The 20,203-nt window shown below is 71.6% G+C and carries 18 protein-coding genes; 5 read left to right on the top strand and 13 right to left on the bottom strand.

Annotated elements, in window-relative coordinates:
- Positions 1–102: 102 nt before the first annotated feature.
- The 4 genes from ABTX78_RS30235 to lipB form a co-directional block, all read right to left on the bottom strand.
- Positions 103–810 carry a DUF4191 domain-containing protein gene (locus ABTX78_RS30235; RefSeq protein ID WP_352209956.1) on the bottom strand — a complete coding sequence of 236 codons (708 nt, stop codon included), beginning with the start codon at positions 808–810 and terminating at the stop codon, positions 103–105.
- 19 nt (positions 811–829) lie between these two features.
- Positions 830–1,039 carry an SCO2195 family GlnR-regulated protein gene (locus ABTX78_RS30230; RefSeq protein ID WP_327684647.1) on the bottom strand — a complete coding sequence of 70 codons (210 nt, stop codon included), beginning with the start codon at positions 1,037–1,039 and terminating at the stop codon, positions 830–832.
- A 332-nt stretch (positions 1,040–1,371) separates the two neighbouring features.
- Positions 1,372–2,337, bottom strand: a complete 966-nt coding sequence (lipA, locus tag ABTX78_RS30225; RefSeq protein WP_352209955.1) for a lipoyl synthase — start codon at positions 2,335–2,337, stop codon at positions 1,372–1,374.
- A gap of 115 nt (positions 2,338–2,452) precedes the next feature.
- Positions 2,453–3,271 carry a lipoyl(octanoyl) transferase LipB gene (gene lipB, locus ABTX78_RS30220; RefSeq protein ID WP_352209954.1) on the bottom strand — a complete coding sequence of 273 codons (819 nt, stop codon included), beginning with the start codon at positions 3,269–3,271 and terminating at the stop codon, positions 2,453–2,455.
- A gap of 239 nt (positions 3,272–3,510) precedes the next feature.
- On the opposite strand from lipB, the gene ABTX78_RS30215 reads away from it, so the two are divergent.
- The gene (locus ABTX78_RS30215) at positions 3,511–4,953 is read left to right on the top strand and encodes an NsdA family TPR-like regulatory protein (RefSeq protein ID WP_352209953.1); all 1,443 of its coding nucleotides are present in this window, start codon (positions 3,511–3,513) and stop codon (positions 4,951–4,953) included.
- A gap of 246 nt (positions 4,954–5,199) precedes the next feature.
- Here ABTX78_RS30215 and ABTX78_RS30210 read toward each other — a convergent pair whose 3' ends face one another.
- Both ABTX78_RS30210 and ABTX78_RS30205 read right to left on the bottom strand, forming a co-directional pair.
- The gene (locus ABTX78_RS30210; RefSeq protein ID WP_352209952.1) at positions 5,200–6,600 is read right to left on the bottom strand and encodes an NAD(P)/FAD-dependent oxidoreductase; all 1,401 of its coding nucleotides are present in this window, start codon (positions 6,598–6,600) and stop codon (positions 5,200–5,202) included.
- A gap of 297 nt (positions 6,601–6,897) precedes the next feature.
- Complete coding sequence (locus ABTX78_RS30205) at positions 6,898–7,788, bottom strand: TIGR01777 family oxidoreductase (protein WP_352209951.1); 891 nt, start codon at positions 7,786–7,788, stop codon at positions 6,898–6,900.
- Between the two features lie 44 nt (positions 7,789–7,832).
- On the opposite strand from ABTX78_RS30205, the gene ABTX78_RS30200 reads away from it, so the two are divergent.
- On the top strand, positions 7,833–8,327 hold the full coding sequence (locus tag ABTX78_RS30200) for a GNAT family N-acetyltransferase (RefSeq protein ID WP_352209950.1): 495 nt from the start codon (positions 7,833–7,835) through the stop codon (positions 8,325–8,327).
- A 53-nt stretch (positions 8,328–8,380) separates the two neighbouring features.
- Here ABTX78_RS30200 and ABTX78_RS30195 read toward each other — a convergent pair whose 3' ends face one another.
- The gene (locus tag ABTX78_RS30195; RefSeq protein WP_352209960.1) at positions 8,381–8,902 is read right to left on the bottom strand and encodes a DUF4240 domain-containing protein; all 522 of its coding nucleotides are present in this window, start codon (positions 8,900–8,902) and stop codon (positions 8,381–8,383) included.
- Between the two features lie 110 nt (positions 8,903–9,012).
- On the opposite strand from ABTX78_RS30195, the gene ABTX78_RS30190 reads away from it, so the two are divergent.
- A complete protein-coding gene (locus tag ABTX78_RS30190) occupies positions 9,013–9,930 on the top strand; it encodes an SDR family oxidoreductase (RefSeq protein WP_352209949.1) in 918 nt (305 codons plus the stop codon).
- Between the two features lie 72 nt (positions 9,931–10,002).
- On the opposite strand, the gene ABTX78_RS30185 is transcribed toward ABTX78_RS30190, so the two are convergent.
- From ABTX78_RS30185 to ABTX78_RS30170, 4 genes are all read right to left on the bottom strand, one after another.
- Positions 10,003–10,968 carry a helix-turn-helix transcriptional regulator gene (locus ABTX78_RS30185; protein ID WP_352209948.1) on the bottom strand — a complete coding sequence of 322 codons (966 nt, stop codon included), beginning with the start codon at positions 10,966–10,968 and terminating at the stop codon, positions 10,003–10,005.
- A 19-nt stretch (positions 10,969–10,987) separates the two neighbouring features.
- Positions 10,988–11,809, bottom strand: a complete 822-nt coding sequence (locus ABTX78_RS30180) for a MerR family transcriptional regulator (protein WP_352209947.1) — start codon at positions 11,807–11,809, stop codon at positions 10,988–10,990.
- Between the two features lie 126 nt (positions 11,810–11,935).
- Entirely contained in the window at positions 11,936–14,605 is a 2,670-nt protein-coding gene (gene aceE / locus ABTX78_RS30175) for a pyruvate dehydrogenase (acetyl-transferring), homodimeric type (protein WP_352209946.1), read from the bottom strand.
- A 211-nt stretch (positions 14,606–14,816) separates the two neighbouring features.
- Entirely contained in the window at positions 14,817–15,440 is a 624-nt protein-coding gene (locus ABTX78_RS30170; protein WP_352209945.1) for a GntR family transcriptional regulator, read from the bottom strand.
- A 122-nt stretch (positions 15,441–15,562) separates the two neighbouring features.
- On the opposite strand from ABTX78_RS30170, the gene ABTX78_RS30165 reads away from it, so the two are divergent.
- Positions 15,563–16,396: a helix-turn-helix domain-containing protein gene (locus ABTX78_RS30165; protein WP_352209944.1), complete on the top strand. Its 834-nt coding sequence runs from the start codon at positions 15,563–15,565 to the stop codon at positions 16,394–16,396.
- Positions 16,393–16,593 carry a DUF397 domain-containing protein gene (locus tag ABTX78_RS30160; RefSeq protein WP_313946769.1) on the top strand — a complete coding sequence of 67 codons (201 nt, stop codon included), beginning with the start codon at positions 16,393–16,395 and terminating at the stop codon, positions 16,591–16,593. The genes ABTX78_RS30165 and ABTX78_RS30160 overlap by 4 nt, the downstream gene beginning before the upstream one ends.
- A 97-nt stretch (positions 16,594–16,690) precedes the next feature.
- Here ABTX78_RS30160 and sucB read toward each other — a convergent pair whose 3' ends face one another.
- Positions 16,691–18,532, bottom strand: coding sequence for a 2-oxoglutarate dehydrogenase, E2 component, dihydrolipoamide succinyltransferase (gene sucB, locus ABTX78_RS30155; protein WP_352209943.1), 1,842 nt, complete (start codon positions 18,530–18,532; stop codon positions 16,691–16,693).
- A gap of 137 nt (positions 18,533–18,669) precedes the next feature.
- Complete coding sequence (gene lpdA, locus ABTX78_RS30150; protein ID WP_352209942.1) at positions 18,670–20,058, bottom strand: dihydrolipoyl dehydrogenase; 1,389 nt, start codon at positions 20,056–20,058, stop codon at positions 18,670–18,672.
- Positions 20,059–20,203: the final 145 nt, after the last annotated feature.

The raw sequence follows: 20,203 nt of genomic DNA, 5'->3' as shown, positions 1-20,203 counted from the left end.
GACCGACACCGTCGATTGGCTCGACCAGGACCGGCCGGCGGTGGAGGAGGCGGCCCGGCTGCTGCGCGAGCCCCTTCCGCGTGCTCGTCGCGCGTGTGCGCGTCAGCGCATCTTGCCGCCGCGCGGCATCCGCATGCCCTTGGGCATCGGCCCCTTCGGCAGCGGCATGTTGCTCATCAGGTCGCCCAGCGCCCGCAGCCGGTCATTGGCGGCCGTGACCTGCGGTCCGGTCAGTACGCGGGGGAGCTTCAGCATCGTGGTGCGCAGCTTCTTCAGCGGCACCTGGCCCTCGCCGTCGCCCACCACGATGTCGTGCACCGGCACGTCGATCACGATGCGCGCCATCCGCTTCTTCTCGGCCGCGAGCAGCGACTTCAGCCGGTTCGGGTTGCCCTCGGCCACCAGCACGATGCCGGCCTTGCCGACCGCCCGGTGGACGACGTCCTGGCTGCGGTTCATCGCGACCGCCGGCGTCGTCGTCCAGCCGCGGCCCACGTTCTGCAGGACGGCGGCCGCCGCACCCGGCTGGCCCTCCATCTGTCCGAACGCCGCCCTCTCGGCCCGGCGCCCGAAGATGATCGCCATCGCGAGGAAGGCGAGCAGCAAGCCCAGGATCCCGAGATAGATGGGATGACCGATCAGGTAACCGATCGCGAGGAGGGCGCCGAAGGTGACGATTCCCACACCCGCGAGGATCAGACCGATCTTCGGGTTGGCCTTCCGGGTCATCTTGTACGTCAGGGCGATCTGCTTGAGCCGCCCGGGGTTCTCAGCGGCATCGCCGCTGTCAGAGTTTGCCTTCCTCGCCATACACGGAAGTTTACGTGGCCTAGGAAGTGCGTCCGGCCACGGCCTCCAGCACGTGCTGGGCCTCGACGCGGTCCTTGGCCCGGCGGCGGTCCTCCAGGACCGATGTCCAGGCGTTGCGCCGGGCGGTGCGCTGCCCGCTGCCGAGGAGCAGTGACTCCATGGCGCGCAAGGCGTCGGTGACGGACGGGATGGCGGTTGCGCGTACGGGGCGTACTGGCGCGGCCTGCATGGTGACGGTCCCCCTCGGGGTGGGTGACGGCGGAGTGCGGGTGTGCTCGGCGCGGGTGCGGTGGGCGACTCGCCCTGACCGGATGCGGAAGCTGTCCGGGGAGCGCCGAGTGCGGTGCGTAAAGCCAGAGTCACTGATTGGTGTTACCAGCGCATGACTGACGGGTCAAACACCGATGAAACGTTTACGCCCCGCCCGAGGACACGGGCGCGGCCCGTACGCCGCCCCGACCTGCGGGGAGCGTACGAGCCGCGTCCAACGCGCCGTTACCCGGCGGTAGTTGCTTGTGCCCGATTTCACACAGTCCGGGCGTCACCCCGGGGGTCCGACCGTCAGCCCGTCTTTCCGGCGGCGACAGCGGTCCGGCGCTCCATGGCCTGTCCGAACAGCCGGCCCGCGCGGTACGACGAGCGCACCAGCGGACCCGACATGACGCCGGAGAAACCGATCTCCTCGGCCTCGTCCTTCAGCTCCACGAACTCGTGCGGCTTCACCCAGCGCTCGACCGGGTGGTGACGCACGGAGGGGCGGAGGTACTGCGTGATGGTGATCAGCTCGCACCCGGCCTCGTGCAGGTGCCGCAGTGCCTCGCTGACCTCCTCGCGGGTCTCGCCCATGCCCAGGATGAGGTTCGACTTGGTGACCAGCCCCGCCTCGCGGGCGCGGGTGATCACCTCCAGGGAGCGCTCGTAACGGAAACCGGGGCGGATCCGCTTGAAGATCCGCGGGACGGTCTCGACGTTGTGCGCGAGCACCTCGGGGCGCGAGGAGAAGACCTCGGCCAGCTGCTCGGGCACCGCGTTGAAGTCGGGGATGAGCAGCTCGACCTTGGTGTGGCCGCCCTCGCGCTCCGCGGTCATCGCGTGGATCTGGCGCACGGTCTCCGCGTACAGCCAGGCGCCGCCGTCCTCCAGGTCGTCGCGGGCGACGCCGGTGATGGTGGCGTAGTTCAGGTCCATCGTGACGACGGACTCGCCCACCCGCCGCGGCTCGTCACGGTCGAGTGCCTGCGGCTTGCCCGTGTCGATCTGGCAGAAGTCACAGCGCCGGGTGCACTGGTCGCCACCGATGAGGAAGGTGGCCTCGCGGTCCTCCCAGCATTCGTAGATGTTGGGACAGCCCGCCTCCTGGCACACGGTGTGCAGTCCCTCGCTCTTGACGAGTTTCTGCATCTGCGTGTACTCGGGGCCCATCTTCGCCCGGGTCTTGATCCACTCGGGCTTGCGCTCGATGGGGGTCTGGCTGTTCCGGACCTCCAGGCGCAGCATCTTGCGTCCGTCGGGTGCGACAGCGGACACGTCGGCGCCCCTTTCTGCGATCGCGCGGCATTCGATTCTGCGGCGCACACCAGGGTACGCCCGTCAATTGTTCGGCCCTACGTCCGGCCAACCCGCGGACCCAGGGGTGCATTCCCTATACGGCGGCTTCCACGGTCACGTCCGGGGCGGCGTCCACGATCCTCGGCCGCGGCTCCGCGTTCTCCAGCACGGCCCGCAGGTGCTTCTCCACCACGGGGAGCACCTCCTCCATGGTCACATCCCGGCCGAGTTCGTTGGCCAGCGAGGTGACTCCGGCGTCCCGGATGCCGCACGGCACGATCCGGTCGAACCAGGTGTTGTCCGGGTTCACATTGAGCGCGAAGCCGTGCATCGAGACGCCCTTGGCGATACGGATGCCGATGGCGGCGAGCTTGCGGTCCTCGCGGCGCTGGCCGGCGTTGGACGGGGCGTACTCGGGCCCGTTCAGCCGCGGGTCGAACTCCTCGTCCTCGAGCCGGGGGTCGAAGTCGAGCGACAGCCCGCCGAGCGAGGGGCGCTGCTCCACCGGGTCGCCGAGCACCCACACACCGCTGCGGCCCTCGACGCGGCTGGTCTCCACGCCGAACTCCGCGCACGCCCGGATCAGCGCGTCCTCCAGCCGGCGCACATGCGCGACGACGTCGACGGGACGCGGCAGCTTCAGGATCGGATAGCCCACCAGCTGGCCGGGGCCGTGCCAGGTGATCTTGCCGCCGCGGTCGACGTCGACCACGGGCGTGCCGTCCAGGGGGCGCTCGCTGTCGGCCGTGCGCCGCCCCGCCGTGTACACGGGCGGGTGCTCCAGCAGCAGACAGGTGTCCGGGACCTCGTCCTGGAACCGGGCGGCATGGACCTCGCGCTGCTTCTGCCATGCCTCCTGGTACTCGACGGCATCCTCGCCGAACCCCAGCCGGACGAACCGCAGCTCACTCACGGCAGTGCCTCCCTAGAACCTTCATCGTGCACATATTCGCGCCCCAGCCACTGTACGGCGGCTCGCGGGAACGCGGTCCGGGGGTGCCTCCCGTCAGCGCCTGTCAGCACCGACGCCAATCCTCACACGATCGGATGAATGTGGGGCGAAGGTGGCGGTCCGGGCGAGATGGGCCGCTAAATTCGCGCCGTTCCATGAGGGCTGGCGACCGGCCCCGAAGGCAGGAGACCGCACAGCTGATGACGGAACGACCATCGCAGCGCATCCCCAACCGCCAGCTCGCCGCGCTCATCGCAGAAGCCGGATTCTCCAACGCAGGACTTGCCCGCAGGGTGGACCAGCTGGGACTCGAGCACGGCCTGGACCTGCGCTACGACAAGACGTCCGTGACGCGCTGGCTCCGTGGTCAGCAGCCGCGCGGGACGACGCCCGCGCTCATCGCCGAGGTGTTCACCCGCCGCCTCGGGCGGCGGCTGTCCGCCCAGGACCTGGGTCTGGACGCCTGTGCGCCGGTGTACGCGGGCCTGGAGTTCGCGTCGACCCCCGAGGAGGCCGTGGACATCGTCGGCGGCCTGTGGCGCAAGGACTCCGGCAGCCACGCCGAACTGCGGAAGATCGCGTTCACCCCGGCGGGGCTGGTCGTGCCGAGCCGGGACTGGCTGATCGGGCGGGCCGACGAGCGCGTGGGACGGGACGAGGGGTCGGGCGCCAGAGTGCCCGTCCAGGGCGGGACGTCCGCCGTACCCAGGCAGCGCGGCGCCGTCGACCGCGGGCCCGGCCAGCGGGTGTCCGGCGGCGACATCGCGGCGCTGCGCTCGGTGGGCGAGCTGTTCCGCACGCTCGACCACGCGTACGGCGGCGGGCACGCCCGTCAGGCACTGGTGCGCTACCTGGAGCACGAGGCCGAGCCGATGCTGCGCGGCTCGTACGGCGAGACCATCGGGCGGCGCCTGTTCGCCGCGGTCGCGGATCTGACCCGGCTGGCCGGCTGGACCTCGTACGACATCGCGGCGCACGGACTGGCCCAGCGCTACTTCGTCCAGGCGCTGCGGCTCGCCCAGGCGGCGGGGGACCGGGCGTACGGCTCCTATGTGCTGGTCACCATGAGCCGCCAGGCGGTCTACCTCGGCCACGGGCGCGAGGCCGTGCAGCTCACCCGGGTCGCCCAGCAGGGCATGGGGTCGTCGGCGCCGCCGCTGGTGCAGGCGATGCTGCACTCGGTCGAGGCACGGGGGCACGGGGTCCTGGGCGAGGTGCGCGCGTGCACGGCGGCGCTGGTCCGGGCGGAACGGGCGCTGGAGACGGCCCGGCCGGGCGACGAGGTACCGCACTGGGCGCGCACCTTCGACGAAGCGCAGCTGGCCGATGAGATGGGCCACTGCCACCGGGACCTCCAGCAGTACCGCCCGGCGATCCAGCACGCGGAACGCTCACTCCAGCTCCGCGCCCCGGGATTCGCGCGCAGCCGCCTGTTCTGCCGAGTGGTGCTGGCATCGGCACGACTGGGCCTGGGCGAACTGGACCAGGCGTGCGCGCTGGGAGCGGAGGCGGCGCTCCAGGCGTCGGAGATGCGGTCGGCTCGGGCGGTGGAGTACGTACGCGACTTCGAACGGCGGCTGGAGCCGTATCGGGACGCGGCGCCGGTACGGGGCTATCGGGACCGGGTCTCGGCACTGGGGTAGCCCCCGGCGGCTCGCGCCCGACGCCGCTGCGCGGGGTGTGCGGGCAGATCCTGCCGCGCGTCGGTGTGTGCCCGCACGTCCTGCGGCCGTGTCCTCGATCGCGCGACGGGCCGGGGTTGACCCTGGTGTGCGGGCAGATCCAGCCTCGCCGGCCTTTGAGGCGCGGGGTTCGGGGCGGAGCCCCGCCACGAGGCCGCGCGTCGCCTCCTCCATCGCCGGACGGGCTGGACTCCGCGGGTTCGGGCGCTACGCCGCCTCGCGGAGCGGGGCCCGTTCCGCCGGGCGCACGCCCATGTCCCGCAGCACCGCCTCGGCCGCCCTTCGGCCCGAGTGCAGCGCCCCCTGCACCGTGCTCGTGTCCCGGTGGTCCCCGCACACGTACAGGCCCGCCAGCAGGCGTACCGGGCGGCGGACGTCGTGCGGTGGTGGCATCGCCGGGACCGCCTCCGGGTTGTGGTGGACCGCCAGCAGTGACCAGTCCGCCGTCGGCGTCCCGTACAGCTTCGCCAGGTGCGTGCGGACCTGCCGGTCCAGATACGGCGGCGGCGTGCCCAGCACCGTCGAGGAGATCAGCACCCGGCCCCGCGGCGCCCGGGTCGGGTCGACCTCGCTCATCACCGCCGTGTGCGAGACGGGGCCCTCCCGCTCCGCGTCGAGGACCAGCGCCGACCCGGTGGGCGGTGCGCTCGGCGCGGTGTGGTGCAGCACCGTCACCGGATGGAACGCCGGCACCCGCAGACCCGGCAGCAGTTCGGCCGCCTCCCGCGCCCCCGTCGCCAGCATCAGCGCGCGGCAGGTGAGTTCGCCGTACTCCTCGGTGCTCACCCTGTTGATGGACGCGTCCTTGACCCGCACGCCCGTGAGCACCGTGCCCGGCGGCAGCGCGGCGGCCAGTCGCTCGGGCAGAGTCGCCGCGCCGCCCTCCGGGACGCACATCCGGCCCCGGGCGAAACCCCGCAGCGCCAGGTCGGCGCAGCGGCTCGACGTCGTCAGCTCCGGGTCGCAGAGCAGCGCGGACAGCAGCGGGCGCAGGAAGCCCTGGACCGTACGGGTGGGGAGGCCGCGCGCGGCCAGCGACCGGGCCGTGGGCAGTTCCGGACGGGTCATCAGGCGCGCCACGGACGTGCCCGCCAGCCGGGCGAGGGACGCGCCGAGCCGGGCCTCGTCCAGCGGCCTGGGGGCGCCGGCGAGGGCGCGTGCGACCGTGAATGCGCCCCCTATGCCCCGGAGGGCGTGCGGCGGCCCCCACGCCGCGCCCCGGGCCCCCTGGGCAGCCCCGCCTCGTACCGCCCGCAGCGACCCCCGTCCCGCGCTCCCCGGCTCCGACGCCCGGTGGACCGTCTCCCCGGTCCGCTGAAGCCGCCCTCCGCTGTGCACGAGGACACCCGGTGCGAACGGCCGCAGGACCACCTCCCCGAGGCCGGCCGTGCGATGCAGCTCGGGGTACGAGGTGTTGAGCAGCTGGCCGGCGCGGTCGAGCCGGAAGCCGTCGATCTCCTCGGTGGCCATGCGGCCGCCCGGCCTGGCGGCGGCCTCCAGCACAGTGACGCTGAGGCCTGCCGCGATGAGCTGATGAGCCGCCGAGAGACCGGCTGTGCCGGCCCCGACAATGATGACGTCCGCATGGTGAGCGGTGCTGATGAGCACGTGCCCCTCCCCGAGGTCGGCGCGGCTGGTGGGAGGCTCATGCCCCCATCAGGCTCCCGGGATACCCGAGTTCGGTCGAGAGTAGGCAGCGGTGGCCGAACCGCGGCTCGCGCATGCGGCGGGGCACCGTAGCGCGGGGGGCGCGCGCCCGCCGAGACCGCGCGCCGGGCCCCGCGCCCGGACGCCGGGGGTCGCGACGGGCCACCACCTCCACCAACACCGGAGCCCAGGACGCCGGGGGCTCGACGGTCCACCACCGCAGCCCCCACGCCCGGACTCCGGTCGCGTGACGAGCAGTTACCGCAGGGCCGCGCCGACCGCCTCGTCGATGCCGGGGAACGCGAACGTGAAACTTGAGTCCAGCAGCCGTCGCGGCAGCACCCGCTGGCTGCCCAGCACGTCACCCGCCATGTCGCCCAGCGCGATCTTCAGCGCGGCCGACGGCACCGTGAAGACCGTCGGCCGGTTCAGCCCACGCCCCATGGCCGCGGTCACCTCCCGGTTGGTGACCGGGTGCGGGGACGTGAGGTTCACCGGACCCGACAGGGACTCCGTGTCCAGGATGTGCCGCAGCGCCGCGACCTCGTCGTGCAGCGAGATGAAGCTCCAGTACTGTCGGCCGTCGCCGAGCCGGCCGCCGAGGCCCGCCTTGAACAGCGGGAACAGCCGTCCCCACGCCCCGCCCTTGCGGGAGACCACCAGACCGGTCCGGGCGAAGGCGGTCCGTACGCCGGCCTCGGCGGCCGGGGCCGCCGCCTCCTCCCACTCCACGCACAGATTCGGCAGAAAACCGTCCCCCGGCGGGGCCTCCTCGTCCACCGCGCGGTCCCCGGTGTCGCCGTAGAAGCCGACCGCACTGCCGCAGACGAACACCCGCGGCGGGGTGTCCAGCGAGGCGAGGGCCTCCGCGACCGCGGCCGTGCCCAGCACCCGGCTGTCGTGGATCTCCTTGCGGTACGCGTCGGTCCAGCGGCGCGCGCCGACCCCGGCTCCGGCGAGATGCACCACGCCCTCGCAGCCGACCAGTCCCGCCGCGTCGACGTACTGCCGGTGCGGGTCCCATTCGACCTCGTCCCCGCTCCGCGCGGGCCGCCGTACGAGGCGCACCACCTCGTGCCCGTCCGAGCGCAGTGAGCGCACAAGTGCCGTACCGATGAGTCCGGTGGAGCCGGTGACCGCGATCCGCATGGCCTCATCCTGCCCCGGCCGACCCCCGTGACACAGTTGCCTCCATGCCCGAGTCGCACATACGCCCCGCGCTGCCCACCGACGAGGAGGCACTCGCCCGGCTCGACCGGGACACCTGGTCGACGCTGCACGCCGTGACGCCGAGACCCATGCCTCCGTACGCACCGTTCTTCGACGCCCAGCACCGGCCCGGCGACTTCCTCGTCGCCGAGGACGCCGACGGCACGCTCATCGGCTACATCCGCCTCGTCCCGCCCACGCCGCTCGCCTGCAACCAGCATGTGCGCCAGATACAGGGCCTCGCGGTGGCGGCCCGGGCCCGCGGCCGGGGGACCGGGCGGGCCCTGGTGCGTGCGGCGTGCGACCTGGCACGCGGGCAGGGCGCGGTGCGCATCACGCTGCGGGTGCTCGGGCACAACAAGCCGGCCCGGGCGCTGTACGAAGCCGAGGGGTTCGTGGTCGAGGGCGTGCTGCCGGGGGAGTTCTGGCTGGACGGCCGCTATGCCGACGACGTCATGATGGGCCGATCCCTCGGCTGAGGACGGTCGCTCCCCCGGCGAGGACGTCGGTGCGCGCTGCCCGCAGGCGCTTCTCACAGGCCGCCGAAGCGCTCCCACAGCCTGGGAAACCGCTGGGCCAGCGCGGAGTCGTCGTCGAAGTCGAAGGGCGTGCCCGCGGGCTCCGCGGTCTGCGGCGGGATCCCCAGGTCCGGTGCGACGACACCGGTGAGCTGCTCGTACGCTTCGTCCGCCGCGTATCCGAGCTCCTCACCGTCCCCGTCGATGTCCTCGTCGAATTCGTCCAGCAGCTCGGCGAGCTCGTCCGGGTCGTGCACCGCGCCTTCGAAGACCTCCCGGCCCTGGCCGATGAGCCAGCAGCGGAAGTAGTCGAACGCGTCGTCGCTGGCGCCGCCGAGGAGCACGGCCGCCGCGCCCCACAGGTCCCAGGTGTAGGCGCGGTTGTAGCGGGCCTCGAAGTGCCGGGCGAAATCCAGCACGGAGTCGGGGTCGAGCTGAAGCAGCCGCTCGACCAGCAGATCGGCATGGTCCTCGGGGTCACCCTCGGCGGCTTCGCGGGTGCTGTCGACGATCTCCCAGAACTCCGTCTCGTCCATCACGGGTCCAGCATCGTGGTTGGCGGAGGGCTGCGCACGCGGAGCCGCGAAATGCCGACTCTTTTGAATGGCGGACAGAAGATGTCTGGTATCCGTGCGACGGTCGGCGTATGACGACCCAGAAGACACTCGCCGGGAAGATCGCCCTGGTCGCGGGGGCCACACGCGGCGGTGGCCGCGCCATCGCCGTGCAGCTCGGCGCCGCCGGGGCGACGGTGTACGTGACCGGCCGGACCACGCGCACGCACGTCAGCGAGGTGGGCCGGGCCGGCGAGACCATCGAGCAGACGGCGGAACTGGTGTCCGCCGCGGGTGGTACGGGCATCGCGGTGCCGACCGACCACCTGGAGGCGGACCAGGTACGGGCGTTGACCGAGCGCATCGACCGCGACCACGGGCGTCTCGACATCCTGGTGAACGACGTCTGGGGCGGGAACTTCCTGCTCGACTTCAACACCAGGATGTGGGACGTCGATCTGGACCGCGGGCTGCGGATGCTGGACCTCGGTGCCCGCAGCCACATCATCACCAGCAGCATCGCGCTGCCCCTGCTGGTGCGCGAGCCCGGCGGCCTGGTCGTCGAGGTGACCGACGGCACGGCCGAGACGAACAAGGGCTTCCGGGAGAACTTCTACTACGACCTGGCGAAGAACACGCCGATCCGGATGGCCTTCATCCTGGGCGAGGAGCTGAAGAGCGTCGGGTGCTCGGCCGTGGCGGTCACGCCCGGCTTCATCCGTTCCGAGGAGATGCTCGACATCTTCGGCCTCACCGAGGAGACCTGGCGGGACGGGATCGACAAGCAGGAACACTGGGCGCTGTCGGAGTCGCCGCTGTACCTCGGCCGCGGAGTGGCGGCGCTGGCGGCGGACCCGGAGAGGGCGCGCTGGAACGGGATGTCGCTGGACAGCGGGAAGCTGGCGAGGGAGTACGGCTTCACGGACGCGGACGGGAGCCGGCCGGACGTGTGGGGCTACATGCTGGCGCAGCAGTCGGGCGGCAAGCCGTCGCTGGAGGACTACCGCTAGGACCCGACTGGGAGCGCCATGTGCGGGGCGCGTGGCGCACCCCCCTGCCGGGCCGGGCCCGCCGGGCACCCCCTACCCGTACAGCCGCGCCGTCCGTTCCGCCATGTCCGCGAACTGCTTCCGCAGCTCCGGCGGTTCCAGGATCTCCACCTCCGGGCCCAGTGCGAACAGCTGGCCGAAAGCCACCTGGTGGCTCTCCACCGGCAGGGTGAGGGTGAGGCGGCCCTCCGGGTCCGGGGGGCCGGCCGAGGACAGGGCCTCGGTGGCCGCCGCGCGGTCGGTGAGGTACGGCAGACGCGCGGCGCCGCGTTCCGTCACCCGGAGCACCACCTCCGCCCGCAGGATGGAGCGCGCGAACTGCGCCGCGCGCTTCTCCCAGAACCCGGGCAGATCGAAGTCCTCGTCGCGTTCGAAGAACGAGCCGTCCCCCTCCACCGAGGAGAACCGGTCGATCCGGTACACCCGGAACGTGCCGTCCGCGCGGGCGCAGAGGTACCAGACACCCGCCTTCAGCACGAGGCCGTACGGCTCCAACTCCCGCTCCACCTCGGCATCCTGACGACGGTACGCCGCCCGGACGCGGCGGTCCTCCCAGACCGCCTCCGCGATCGCCGGCAGCAGCTCCGGCGTCCGGGGCTCCTGGTACCAGCCGGGGGCGTCGAGGTGGAAGCGCTGCGCGGCGCTCTCGGAGGCGTTGCTCACCGAGGGCAGCAGCGCCGCGGACACCTTCAGCCGGGCCGCCGACGCCGCGTCGTCCAGGCCCATGTCCCGGAGCGCGCCCGGCAGCCCGGAGAGGAACAGGGCCTCGGCCTCGCTGCGGCCGAGGCCCGTCAGCCGGGTGCGGTAGCCGCCGATCAGCCGGTACCCGCCGGCCCGTCCGCGGTCCGCGTAGACCGGCACCCCGGCCTCCGAGAGCGCGAGTGCGTCACGGGTGATGGTCCGCTCCGAGACCTCCAGTTCCTGTGCCAGCTCGGCGCCGGTCATGGAGGGTCTTGCCTGGAGGAGCAGCACCATCTTGATCAGCCGGGCAGCACGCATGCCCCCATCATGGCCCAGCTCAGGCGAGCGGCTCCTGGAGTTCCGTCACCCACTTGTCGAAGTCGCCGGGCGGGCATTCCAGGGACACTTCACGGGCGTAGCCGGCCGAGACGTGGCCCCCCGACTCGATCCAGCGGGCCAGTGTCTGCGCGGTCGGCAGGACGCCCTGCATCGAGCCGCGGTGCACGATGGTCGCCGCCCGTTCGACGGCCGGCAGCTCCACGATCGCGAAGTCCAGGTCCGGCCGGTGGGCCTCGGAGACCGTGACACCCGCGTGCACGAGCACGGCGCCGTTCCCCTCCGGCGCGTCCTCGTAGTAGGCGATGCCGGGTCCGGTCGGCGTCACGCCGGACGCCTCGACACGGCGGAACAGCTCCTCGTACAGGGGAGAGATGACCGGCCCGATGTCCTCGGGTCCGTAGCTCGCGGCGGTGGCGGTCAGCTCGGCCAGCCGCACGGCGGGAATGCTCTTCACGATGACGTCGTCGGTGGGCATGAAACCCTCGCTCTCGATCGACCGGAGCCTCGCCTCGACCTGCGCCAGCCGTGCGGCCGCCGCGGCCATCGCCTCCTCCAGCTCCGCCCGCCGCAGCACGAGCATCCCGCGCAGTTCCTCCGTGCCCACCTTGTCCTCCAGGATCTCCCGCACCTGTTGCAGGGTGAAGCCGAGATCCTTGAGGGCGATGACACGGTTGAGGCGGGCGAGCTGGGCGGCCGTGTAGTAGCGGTAGCCGCTGTACAGGTCGGTGTGGGCGGGACGCAGCAGCCCGATCGCGTCGTAGTGACGCAGCATGCGGGCCGACACACGGCCGTGCCTGGCGAAGTCTCCGATGGTGAACATGACGCCTCCCACTGCACGCCTTCACACGGTGTCAGGGTCAAGCATCACCCGTGCGGACAGGCGAAGACCCCGGCGGGGGTGGCACCGCCGGGGTCTTCGCGCGCACACGCAGGGACGCGCAGGGGCCTACAGGCCGTAGCGCTCCCGCGCCTCCTTCACGGCGGACGCCGGTACCTCGCCGCGCTTGGCGAGCTGGGCCAGCGCCGCGACGGTGATCGACTGCGCGTCCACGCCGAAGTGTCGGCGGGCCGCCTCGCGGGTGTCCGAGAGGCCGAAGCCGTCCGTGCCGAGCGAGGACCAGTCCTGCTCGACCCACTGGCTGATCTGGTCCGGGACCTGACGCATCCAGTCGCTGACGGCGAGGACCGGGCCCGGAGCGCCTTCCAGCGCCTGGGTGACGTACGGGGTGCGCTGCTCGCCGCGGAGCAGGGCCTCGTCGGCCTCCAGCGCGTCCCGGCGCAGCTCGCCCCACGACGTCGCGGACCACACGTCGGCCGTGACGCCCCAGTCGGCGGCGAGCAGGCCCTGCGCCTCCAGGGCCCAGTGGATCGCCGTGCCGGAGGCCAGCAGCTGGAGCCGCGGCGCGTCCGCGGAGGCGGGCACGCCCTCCTTGAAGCGGTAGAGACCGCGCAGAATGCCTTCCTCGACGCCCTCGGGCATCGCGGGCTGCACCTTGGGCTCGTTGTAGACCGTCAGGTAGTAGAAGACGTTCTCGGGCTCGTCCCCGTACATCCGGCGCAGACCGTCCTTGACGATCACCGAGATCTCGTACGCGAACGCCGGGTCGTAGTTGAGCGACGCCGGGTTCGTGGACGCGATCAGGTGCGAGTGGCCGTCCGCGTGCTGGAGGCCCTCACCGGTCAGCGTCGTACGGCCCGCGGTGGCGCCCACGATGAAGCCCTTGCCCAGCTGGTCGGCGAGCTGCCACATCTGGTCGGCCGTGCGCTGCCAGCCGAACATCGAGTAGAAGATGTAGAACGGGATCATCGGCTCGCCGTGCGTCGCGTACGACGTGGCGGCGGCGATGAAGTCGGCCATGGACCCGGCCTCGGTGATCCCCTCGTTGAGGATCTGGCCGTCCTTGGCCTCCTTGTAGTACATCAGCTGGTCGCGGTCGACCGGCTCGTACGTCTGGCCCATCGGCGAGTAGATGCCGGCGGACGGGAAGAGCGACTCCATGCCGAAGGTGCGGGCCTCGTCGGGGACGATCGGGACCCAGCGCCTGCCGGTCTCCTTGTCCCGCATGAGGTCCTTGACCAGCCGGACGAAGGCCATGGTGGTGGCCATCTCCTGCTTGCCGGAGCCCTTTTCGAGCGCCTTGAAGCCGCGCTCCTCGGGGGCGGGCAGTGCCACGGCGCGCACCCGGCGGGCCGGGGCGGGGCCGCCGAGGGCCGCGCGGCGCTCCTGGAGGTAGCGGACCTCGGGGGAGTCGGCGCCGGGGTGGCCGTAGGGCACCAGGCCGTCGGCGAACGCGCTGTCCGGGATGGGGAGACCGAGCAGGTCCCGCATGCCCTTGAACTCGTCCGTCGTCAGCTTCTTCATCTGGTGGTTGGCGTTCTTGGACTCGAAGCCCTTGCCGAGCGTGTAGCCCTTGACCGTCTGCGCCAGGATCACGGTCGGCGCGCCCTTGTGCTCGACGGCCGCGCGGTACGCCGCGTACACCTTGCGGGACTCGTGGCCGCCGCGGGAGGTGAAGAAGAGTTCGGCGATCTTGTCATCGGTGATCAGCTTCGCCAGCTCGACGAGGGCGGGCTCGGCGCCGAAGAAGTGCTCGCGGATGTAGGCCACGTCACGGGTGGCGTACGTCTGGAACTGCGCGTCCGGCACCTCGCGCAGACGGCGCACGAGCGCACCCGTGGTGTCGAGGGCGAACAGCTCGTCCCAGGCGGAGCCCCACAGCGACTTGACGACGTTCCAGCCGGCGCCGCGGAACTGGGCCTCCAGCTCCTGCACGATCTTGAAGTTGGCGCGGACCGGTCCGTCGAGGCGCTGGAGGTTGCAGTTGATGACGAAGGTCAGGTTGTCGAGACGCTCACGGGACGCGAGCGCGAGGGCCGCCGTCGACTCGGGCTCGTCCATCTCGCCGTCGCCGAGGAACGCCCACACGTGCGAGTTCGCCGTGTCCTTGATACCGCGGTTGTGCAGGTAGCGGTTGAAGCGCGCCTGGTAGATCGCGGAGAGCGGGCCGAGGCCCATGGAGACGGTGGGGAACTCCCACAGCCACGGCAGGCGCCGCGGGTGGGGGTACGACGGCAGGCCGTTGCCGCCGGACTCCTGGCGGAAGAGGTCGAGCTGCTGCTCGGACAGCCGGCCGTCGAGAAAGGCGCGGGCGTAGATGCCGGGGGAGGCGTGACCCTGGATGTAGAGCTGGTCGCCGCTTCCGTCACCTTCCTTGCCGCGGAAGAAGTGGTTGAAGCCGGTCTCGTAGAGCCAGGCCGCGGAGGCGAAGGTGGCGATGTGGCCGCCGACGCCGTGGCGGGAGCCCCGGGTCACCATGGCGGCCGCGTTCCAGCGGTTCCAGGCGGTGATCCGGGCTTCCAGCTCCTCGTCACCGTCGAAGGCGGGCTCGGCGGAGGTGGGGATGGTGTTGACGTAGTCCGTCTCCAGCAGCCGCGGCACGGGAACCCCGGCCGTCTCGGCGTGCTGGAGGGTGCGGCGCATCAGGTACGCGGCCCGGTGGGGGCCGGCGTGCTCGGTGACGGCGTCGAGGGAGGCCGCCCACTCGGCGGTCTCCTCGGCGTCGCGGTCCGGGAGCTGGTCGAGCTCGCTCGGAAGCTTGCCTACGGGGTCGGACATGATCGCCGCCTTCCGGACAGGAGGGGGGTGGAGAAAGGGGGCCTTGTCTGGCAGGACGGGGCCATAGGTCGGTGGACCCGAAGTGAACTGTAAGTCTCTGATCGATGATCGATCAAAGCTTCCGGCCAAATAGGCATCCGGTGCCGCAAAAGTGGGCACGCTGTGCCGCCCAGGAAGGTGATATTCCTGACATTCAGGCGGCCTGGCAGGGTTACGCGCGCGGTGCGCAGCCCAGCACGTGGGCCTTCACGAGCGGCCCGATCTCCGGATCGCGGCGCTTGAAGGCCGCCACGAGCGCCTCGTGCTCCTCGGCGTAGGACTTCTGGACCGTCCCCAGCCAGCGGATCGACAGCGCCGTGAACACCTCGATGCCGAGCCCCTCCCAGGTGTGCAGCAGGACGCCGTTGCCCGCCGCCCGCACCAGCTCACGGTGGAAGGCGACCGTGTGCCGCACCTGCGCCGCCGAGTCGGCCGCCCGGTCCGCCGCGTACAGTCCGGCCACATGCGGCTCCAGCCGCGAGCAGTCGTCGGCCAGCCGGTCCGCGGCGAGCTCGGCCGCGATCTGCTCCAGGCCCGCCCGTACGGGGTAGCTCTCCTCCAGGTCCGCGGCTGTGAGATTGCGGACCCGTACGCCCTTGTTCGGCGCGGACTCGATCAGCCGCAGACTCTCCAGCTCCCGCAGCGCCTCACGGACCGGCGTCTGGGAGACCTCCAGCTCGGTCGCGATCCGCCGCTCGACGATGCGCTCGCCCGGCTTCCAGCGCCCGCTGACGATCCCCTCCACGATGTGCTCGCGGATCTGTTCGCGCAGCGAGTGGACGACGGGCGGGGTCATGGAAACTCCTCGTGGGTGGCCGGGGCCGAGGTTACCGGAGCGGAACCTCCGCGCTCCCCCGTACGGACGCATTGTCATGGAACGCACGCGTACGGTGACGGCCCCTCGCTACGCTTTTCGCCATGACGCAGGCCAAGGATGTGGACCCGTACGTCTCGCCAAGGAGCTTCTACGGAGCGGAACTTCGCCGCTTGCGCGAGGAGAACCGGCTGTCCCGGGAGCAGTTGGGGGAGCGGGTCTTCTGTTCGGGCGCGTACATCGGCCAGTTCGAGGCCGCGAAGCGGCGCCCGCAGCAGGACATGTCGCGGTTGCTGGACGGGGTGCTGGGGTCGGGGGAGCACCTTCAGCGGCTGTGCCGGCTGGCGCAGGAGTCGAAGCACCCCGAGTACTTCGCCGACGCCGCGGAGCTGGAGAAGGAGGCTCTGACGATCAGTGAGTACGCCCCGCTGCTGATCCCGGGTCTGCTCCAGACCGAGGCGTACGCCCGCGGCATCACCCGAGCCACGCAGCCCTTCGCCGCCGACGAGGTGGTGGAGCGGCACGTCGCCGTACGGCTGGAACGGGCGCGCCGCCTGGACGATCCTTCGGGTCCGGAGCTCTGGGCCATCGTCCACGAGGCCGCCCTGCGGGTGGTGGTGGACGAGCCGTCCGTGATGCGTGAACAGCTGGAGCAGCTCGTCGAGCAGGCCCGTGACCATCACCGGGTGATGGTGCAGGTGCTGCCGTTCGCGTCCGGACCGCCCCCGCTGGTGCACGGCACGGCCATCGTCATGACCTTCGCCGACTCCCCTGCGGTCGTCTACACCGAGAGCGCGCACAGCGGCCAACTCATCGATGAGCCGGCGCTGGTGACCAAGTTCCAGAAGTCATACGATCTCGTCCGGGCCGCCGCGCTGTCGCCGAAGGCGTCCCTCTCCCTGATCGCTTCGGCTGCGAAGGACTACACGACACCATGAGCCCCGATCTGAGCACAGCCATATGGCGGACGTCGTCCTACAGCAACGGGGAGGGCGGGGCATGTGTCGAGGTCGCCGACGGCTTCACCCACGTCACCCCCGTCCGGGACAGCAAGAACCCCGACGGCCCGGCCCTCGTCTTCGCGCACGCCCGCTGGGCGTCCTTCGTGAGCGCCGTCAAACGCGGCGCCCTCTGACCGCACCCCAGGACAACGCGACGGCGCCCCGCCCGGATCTCTCCGGGCGGGGCGCCGTGCGTCACTGCTGACCTGCGCCGGCCTGCGCGGGCTCGCGTCAGAGACCGAGCTCGACCTCGAACTCGCCGGCCTCCAGGATCGCCTTGACCGTCGTCAGGTAGCGGGCGGCGTCCGCGCCGTCCACCAGACGGTGGTCGTAGGAGAGCGCGACGTAGGTCATGTCGCGGATCGCGATCGTCTCGCCGAGGTCCGGGTGGTTGATGACCACCGGGCGCTTGACGGTGGCGCCGATGCCCAGGATGGCGACCTGGTTCGGCGGCACGATGATCGTGTCGAACAGCGCACCGCGCGAACCGGTGTTGCTGATGGTGAACGTGGCACCGGCCAGGTCGTCCGGGGTGATCTTGCTGGCGCGCACGGCGCCCGCGAGCTCCGCGGTCCGCTTGGCGATACCGGCGAGGTTCAGGTCACCCGCACCCTTGATGACCGGGGTCATCAGGCCCCGCTCGGAGTCCACGGCGATGCCGATGTTCTCCGAGTCGAAGTACGTGATGGTGCCTTCGTCCTCGTTGATCCGGGCGTTGACGACCGGGTGGGCCTTCAGCGCCTGGGCCGCGGCCTTGACGAAGAACGGCATCGGGGACAGCTTGACGCCCTCGCGGGCGGCGAAGGAGTCCTTGGCCTGGGCGCGCAGCTTCATCAGCTTGGTGATGTCGACCTCGACGACCGAGGTCAGCTGGGCCTGGCCGTGCAGCGCCTTCATCATGTTGTCGCCGATGACCTTGCGCATGCGGGTCATCTTGACGGTCTGACCGCGCAGCGGGGACGTCTCCAGCTTCGGCGCCCGGGAGGCGGCCGGAGCGGCGGCGGCCGGCGCCGGGGCTGCTGCCTTGGCGGCCTCCGCGGCGGCGACGACGTCCTGCTTGCGGATACGGCCACCGACCCCGGTGCCCTTGACCGCGGACAGGTCCACGCCGTTCTCGGCGGCGAGCTTACGGACCAGCGGGGTCACGTAGGCGTCGCTCGGGGCACCGGCGGCGGGAGCAGCCGGAGCCGGGGTGACGGGAGCCGGAGCGGCCTGGGCGGGCGCGGCCGGAGCCGGAGCGGCCTGGGCGGGCGCGGCCGGAGCCGGAGCCTCCTGCTTCGGAGCCTCCTGGGCCGGGGCGGGCTGCGCCGGAGCGGCGGGGGCCGCCGGTGCCGGCGCGGCTTCCTGCTTCGGAGCCTCCTGCTTCGGGGCTTCCTGCTTCGGGGCTTCCTGGGCCGGGGCGGGCTGCGCCGGGGCGGCGGCCTGCGGGGCGGCACCGGGAGCACCGATGACGGCGAGCTTGGCGCCGACCTCGGCGGTCTCGTCCTCGGCGACGGTGATCTCCAGCAGCACACCGGAGGCCGGGGCGGGGATCTCGGTGTCGACCTTGTCCGTGGAGACCTCGAGCAGCGGCTCGTCGGCCTCGACGGACTCGCCGACCTCCTTGAGCCAGCGGGTGACGGTGCCCTCGGTGACGCTCTCACCGAGCGCCGGGAGGACCACGTCGGTGCCCTCGGCCGAGCCACCGCCGGACGCGGCCTCGGCGCTCGGCGCCGGGGCGGGGGCGGAGGTCTCGGTGGACGGGGCGGCCTCCGCGGGCTGCTCCGGCTCGGGAGCCGGGGCCTCGGCCTGCTTCTCCTCGGCCGCGGGGGCCTCGGCGGCGGCGGGGGCGCCGGAGCCGTCGTCGATGACGGCGAGCTCGGCTCCGACCTCGACGGTCTCGTCCTCGGCGACCTTGATGGACGCCAGGACGCCGGAGGCGGGGGCAGGGATCTCGGTGTCGACCTTGTCGGTCGACACCTCGAGCAGCGGCTCGTCGGCCTCGACTCGCTCGCCCTCGGCCTTCAGCCAGCGGGTGACGGTGCCCTCGGTGACGCTCTCACCGAGCGCCGGAAGGGTTACGGAAACCGACATGGTTTCAGTTGCTCCTTACGATGGGGTATCCCCAGCTCGCGCGGAGCGCCGAGCGAGGGGACGTGCGGAAGTGGTCGTCGCGCCCGGGGTCCGCGGACCGCACGGACGGCTCGGGCAGCACAGACAGCTCGGACGGCTCAGTCATGCGAGTGCAGCGGCTTGCCCGCGAGCGCCAGGTGCGCCTCGCCCATCGCCTCGTTCTGCGTCGGGTGGGCGTGGATGAGCTGCGCGACCTCCGCCGGCAGAGCCTCCCAGTTGTAGATCAGCTGCGCCTCGCCGACCTGCTCGCCCATACGGTCACCGACCATGTGGACGCCGACCACGGCACCGTCCTTGACCTGGACGAGCTTGATCTCGCCCGCGGTCTTGAGGATCTTGCTCTTGCCGTTGCCCGCCAGGTTGTACTTCAGGGCGACGACCTTGTCCGCGCCGTAGATCTCCTTGGCCTTGGCCTCGGTGATGCCGACGGACGCGACCTCGGGGTGGCAGTACGTCACCCGGGGCACACCGTCGTAGTCGACCGGAACGGTCTTCAGACCGGCCAGACGCTCCGCCACCAGGATGCCCTCGGCGAAGCCGACGTGCGCGAGCTGGAGGGTCGGGACCAGGTCACCGACCGCGGAGATCGTCGGGACGTTCGTCTGCATGTACTCGTCGACGAGGACGAAGCCGCGGTCCATCGCGACGCCCTGCTCCTCGTACCCGAGACCGGCGGAGACCGGGCCGCGGCCGACCGCGACCAGCAGCACCTCGGCGTCGAACGTCTTGCCGTCCGCGAGCGTCACGCGGACGCCGTCCTGGGTGTACTCCGCCTTCTCGAAGAAGGTGCCCAGGTTGAACTTGATGCCGCGCTTGCGGAACGCGCGCTCAAGAAGCTTGGAGCTGTTCTCGTCCTCGACCGGAACGAGGTGCTTGAGGCCCTCGATGACGGTGACGTCGGAACCGAAGGACTTCCACGCGGAGGCGAACTCCACGCCGATCACGCCGCCGCCGAGCACGATCGCGGACTGCGGGACCCGGTCCAGGACCAGCGCGTGGTCGGAGGAGATGATGCGGTTGCCGTCGATCTCCAGACCCGGCAGCGACTTCGGCACGGAGCCGGTCGCGAGGAGGATGTGGCGGCCCTGGACACGCTGGCCGTTCACGTCGACGGAGGTGGGGGAGGACAGCTTGCCCTCACCCTCGATGTAGGTGACCTTGCGGGAGGCGATGAGGCCCTGCAGACCCTTGTAGAGTCCGCTGACCACGTCGTCCTTGTACTTGTGCACGGCCGGGACGTCGATGCCCTCGAAGGTGGCCTTGACGCCGTACTGCTCGCTCTCGCGAGCCTGGTCGGCGATCTCACCGGCGTGCAGCAGAGCCTTGGTGGGGATGCAGCCACGGTGCAGGCAGGTGCCGCCGAGCTTGTCCTTCTCGATCAGGGCGACGTCCAGGCCCAGCTGAGCCCCACGCAGGGCCGCGGCGTAACCGCCACTGCCACCGCCGAGGATCACTAGGTCGAAAACGGTGCTGGCGTCGTTCGCCACGTCACGTCCTCCATGCATGTGTGCCGGTCGCCGGGTCTCCCCTTCCCGGGGACGACCGGCCGGTCGGCTGGTGTGTGGCCGCTTGATTCTTCGGCCCTTGATGGGGCCCTGTCCTGCCGAGAACCCATCTTCGCACTTGTTGCCG

The organism is Streptomyces sp. NPDC096193, from assembly GCF_040302905.1.
In the GTDB taxonomy this organism is placed as follows: Bacteria; Actinomycetota; Actinomycetes; order Streptomycetales; family Streptomycetaceae; genus Streptomyces.
The sequence above is the reverse complement of the archived record's forward strand: the minus strand, read 5'-3'. Positions and strand labels throughout refer to the sequence as shown.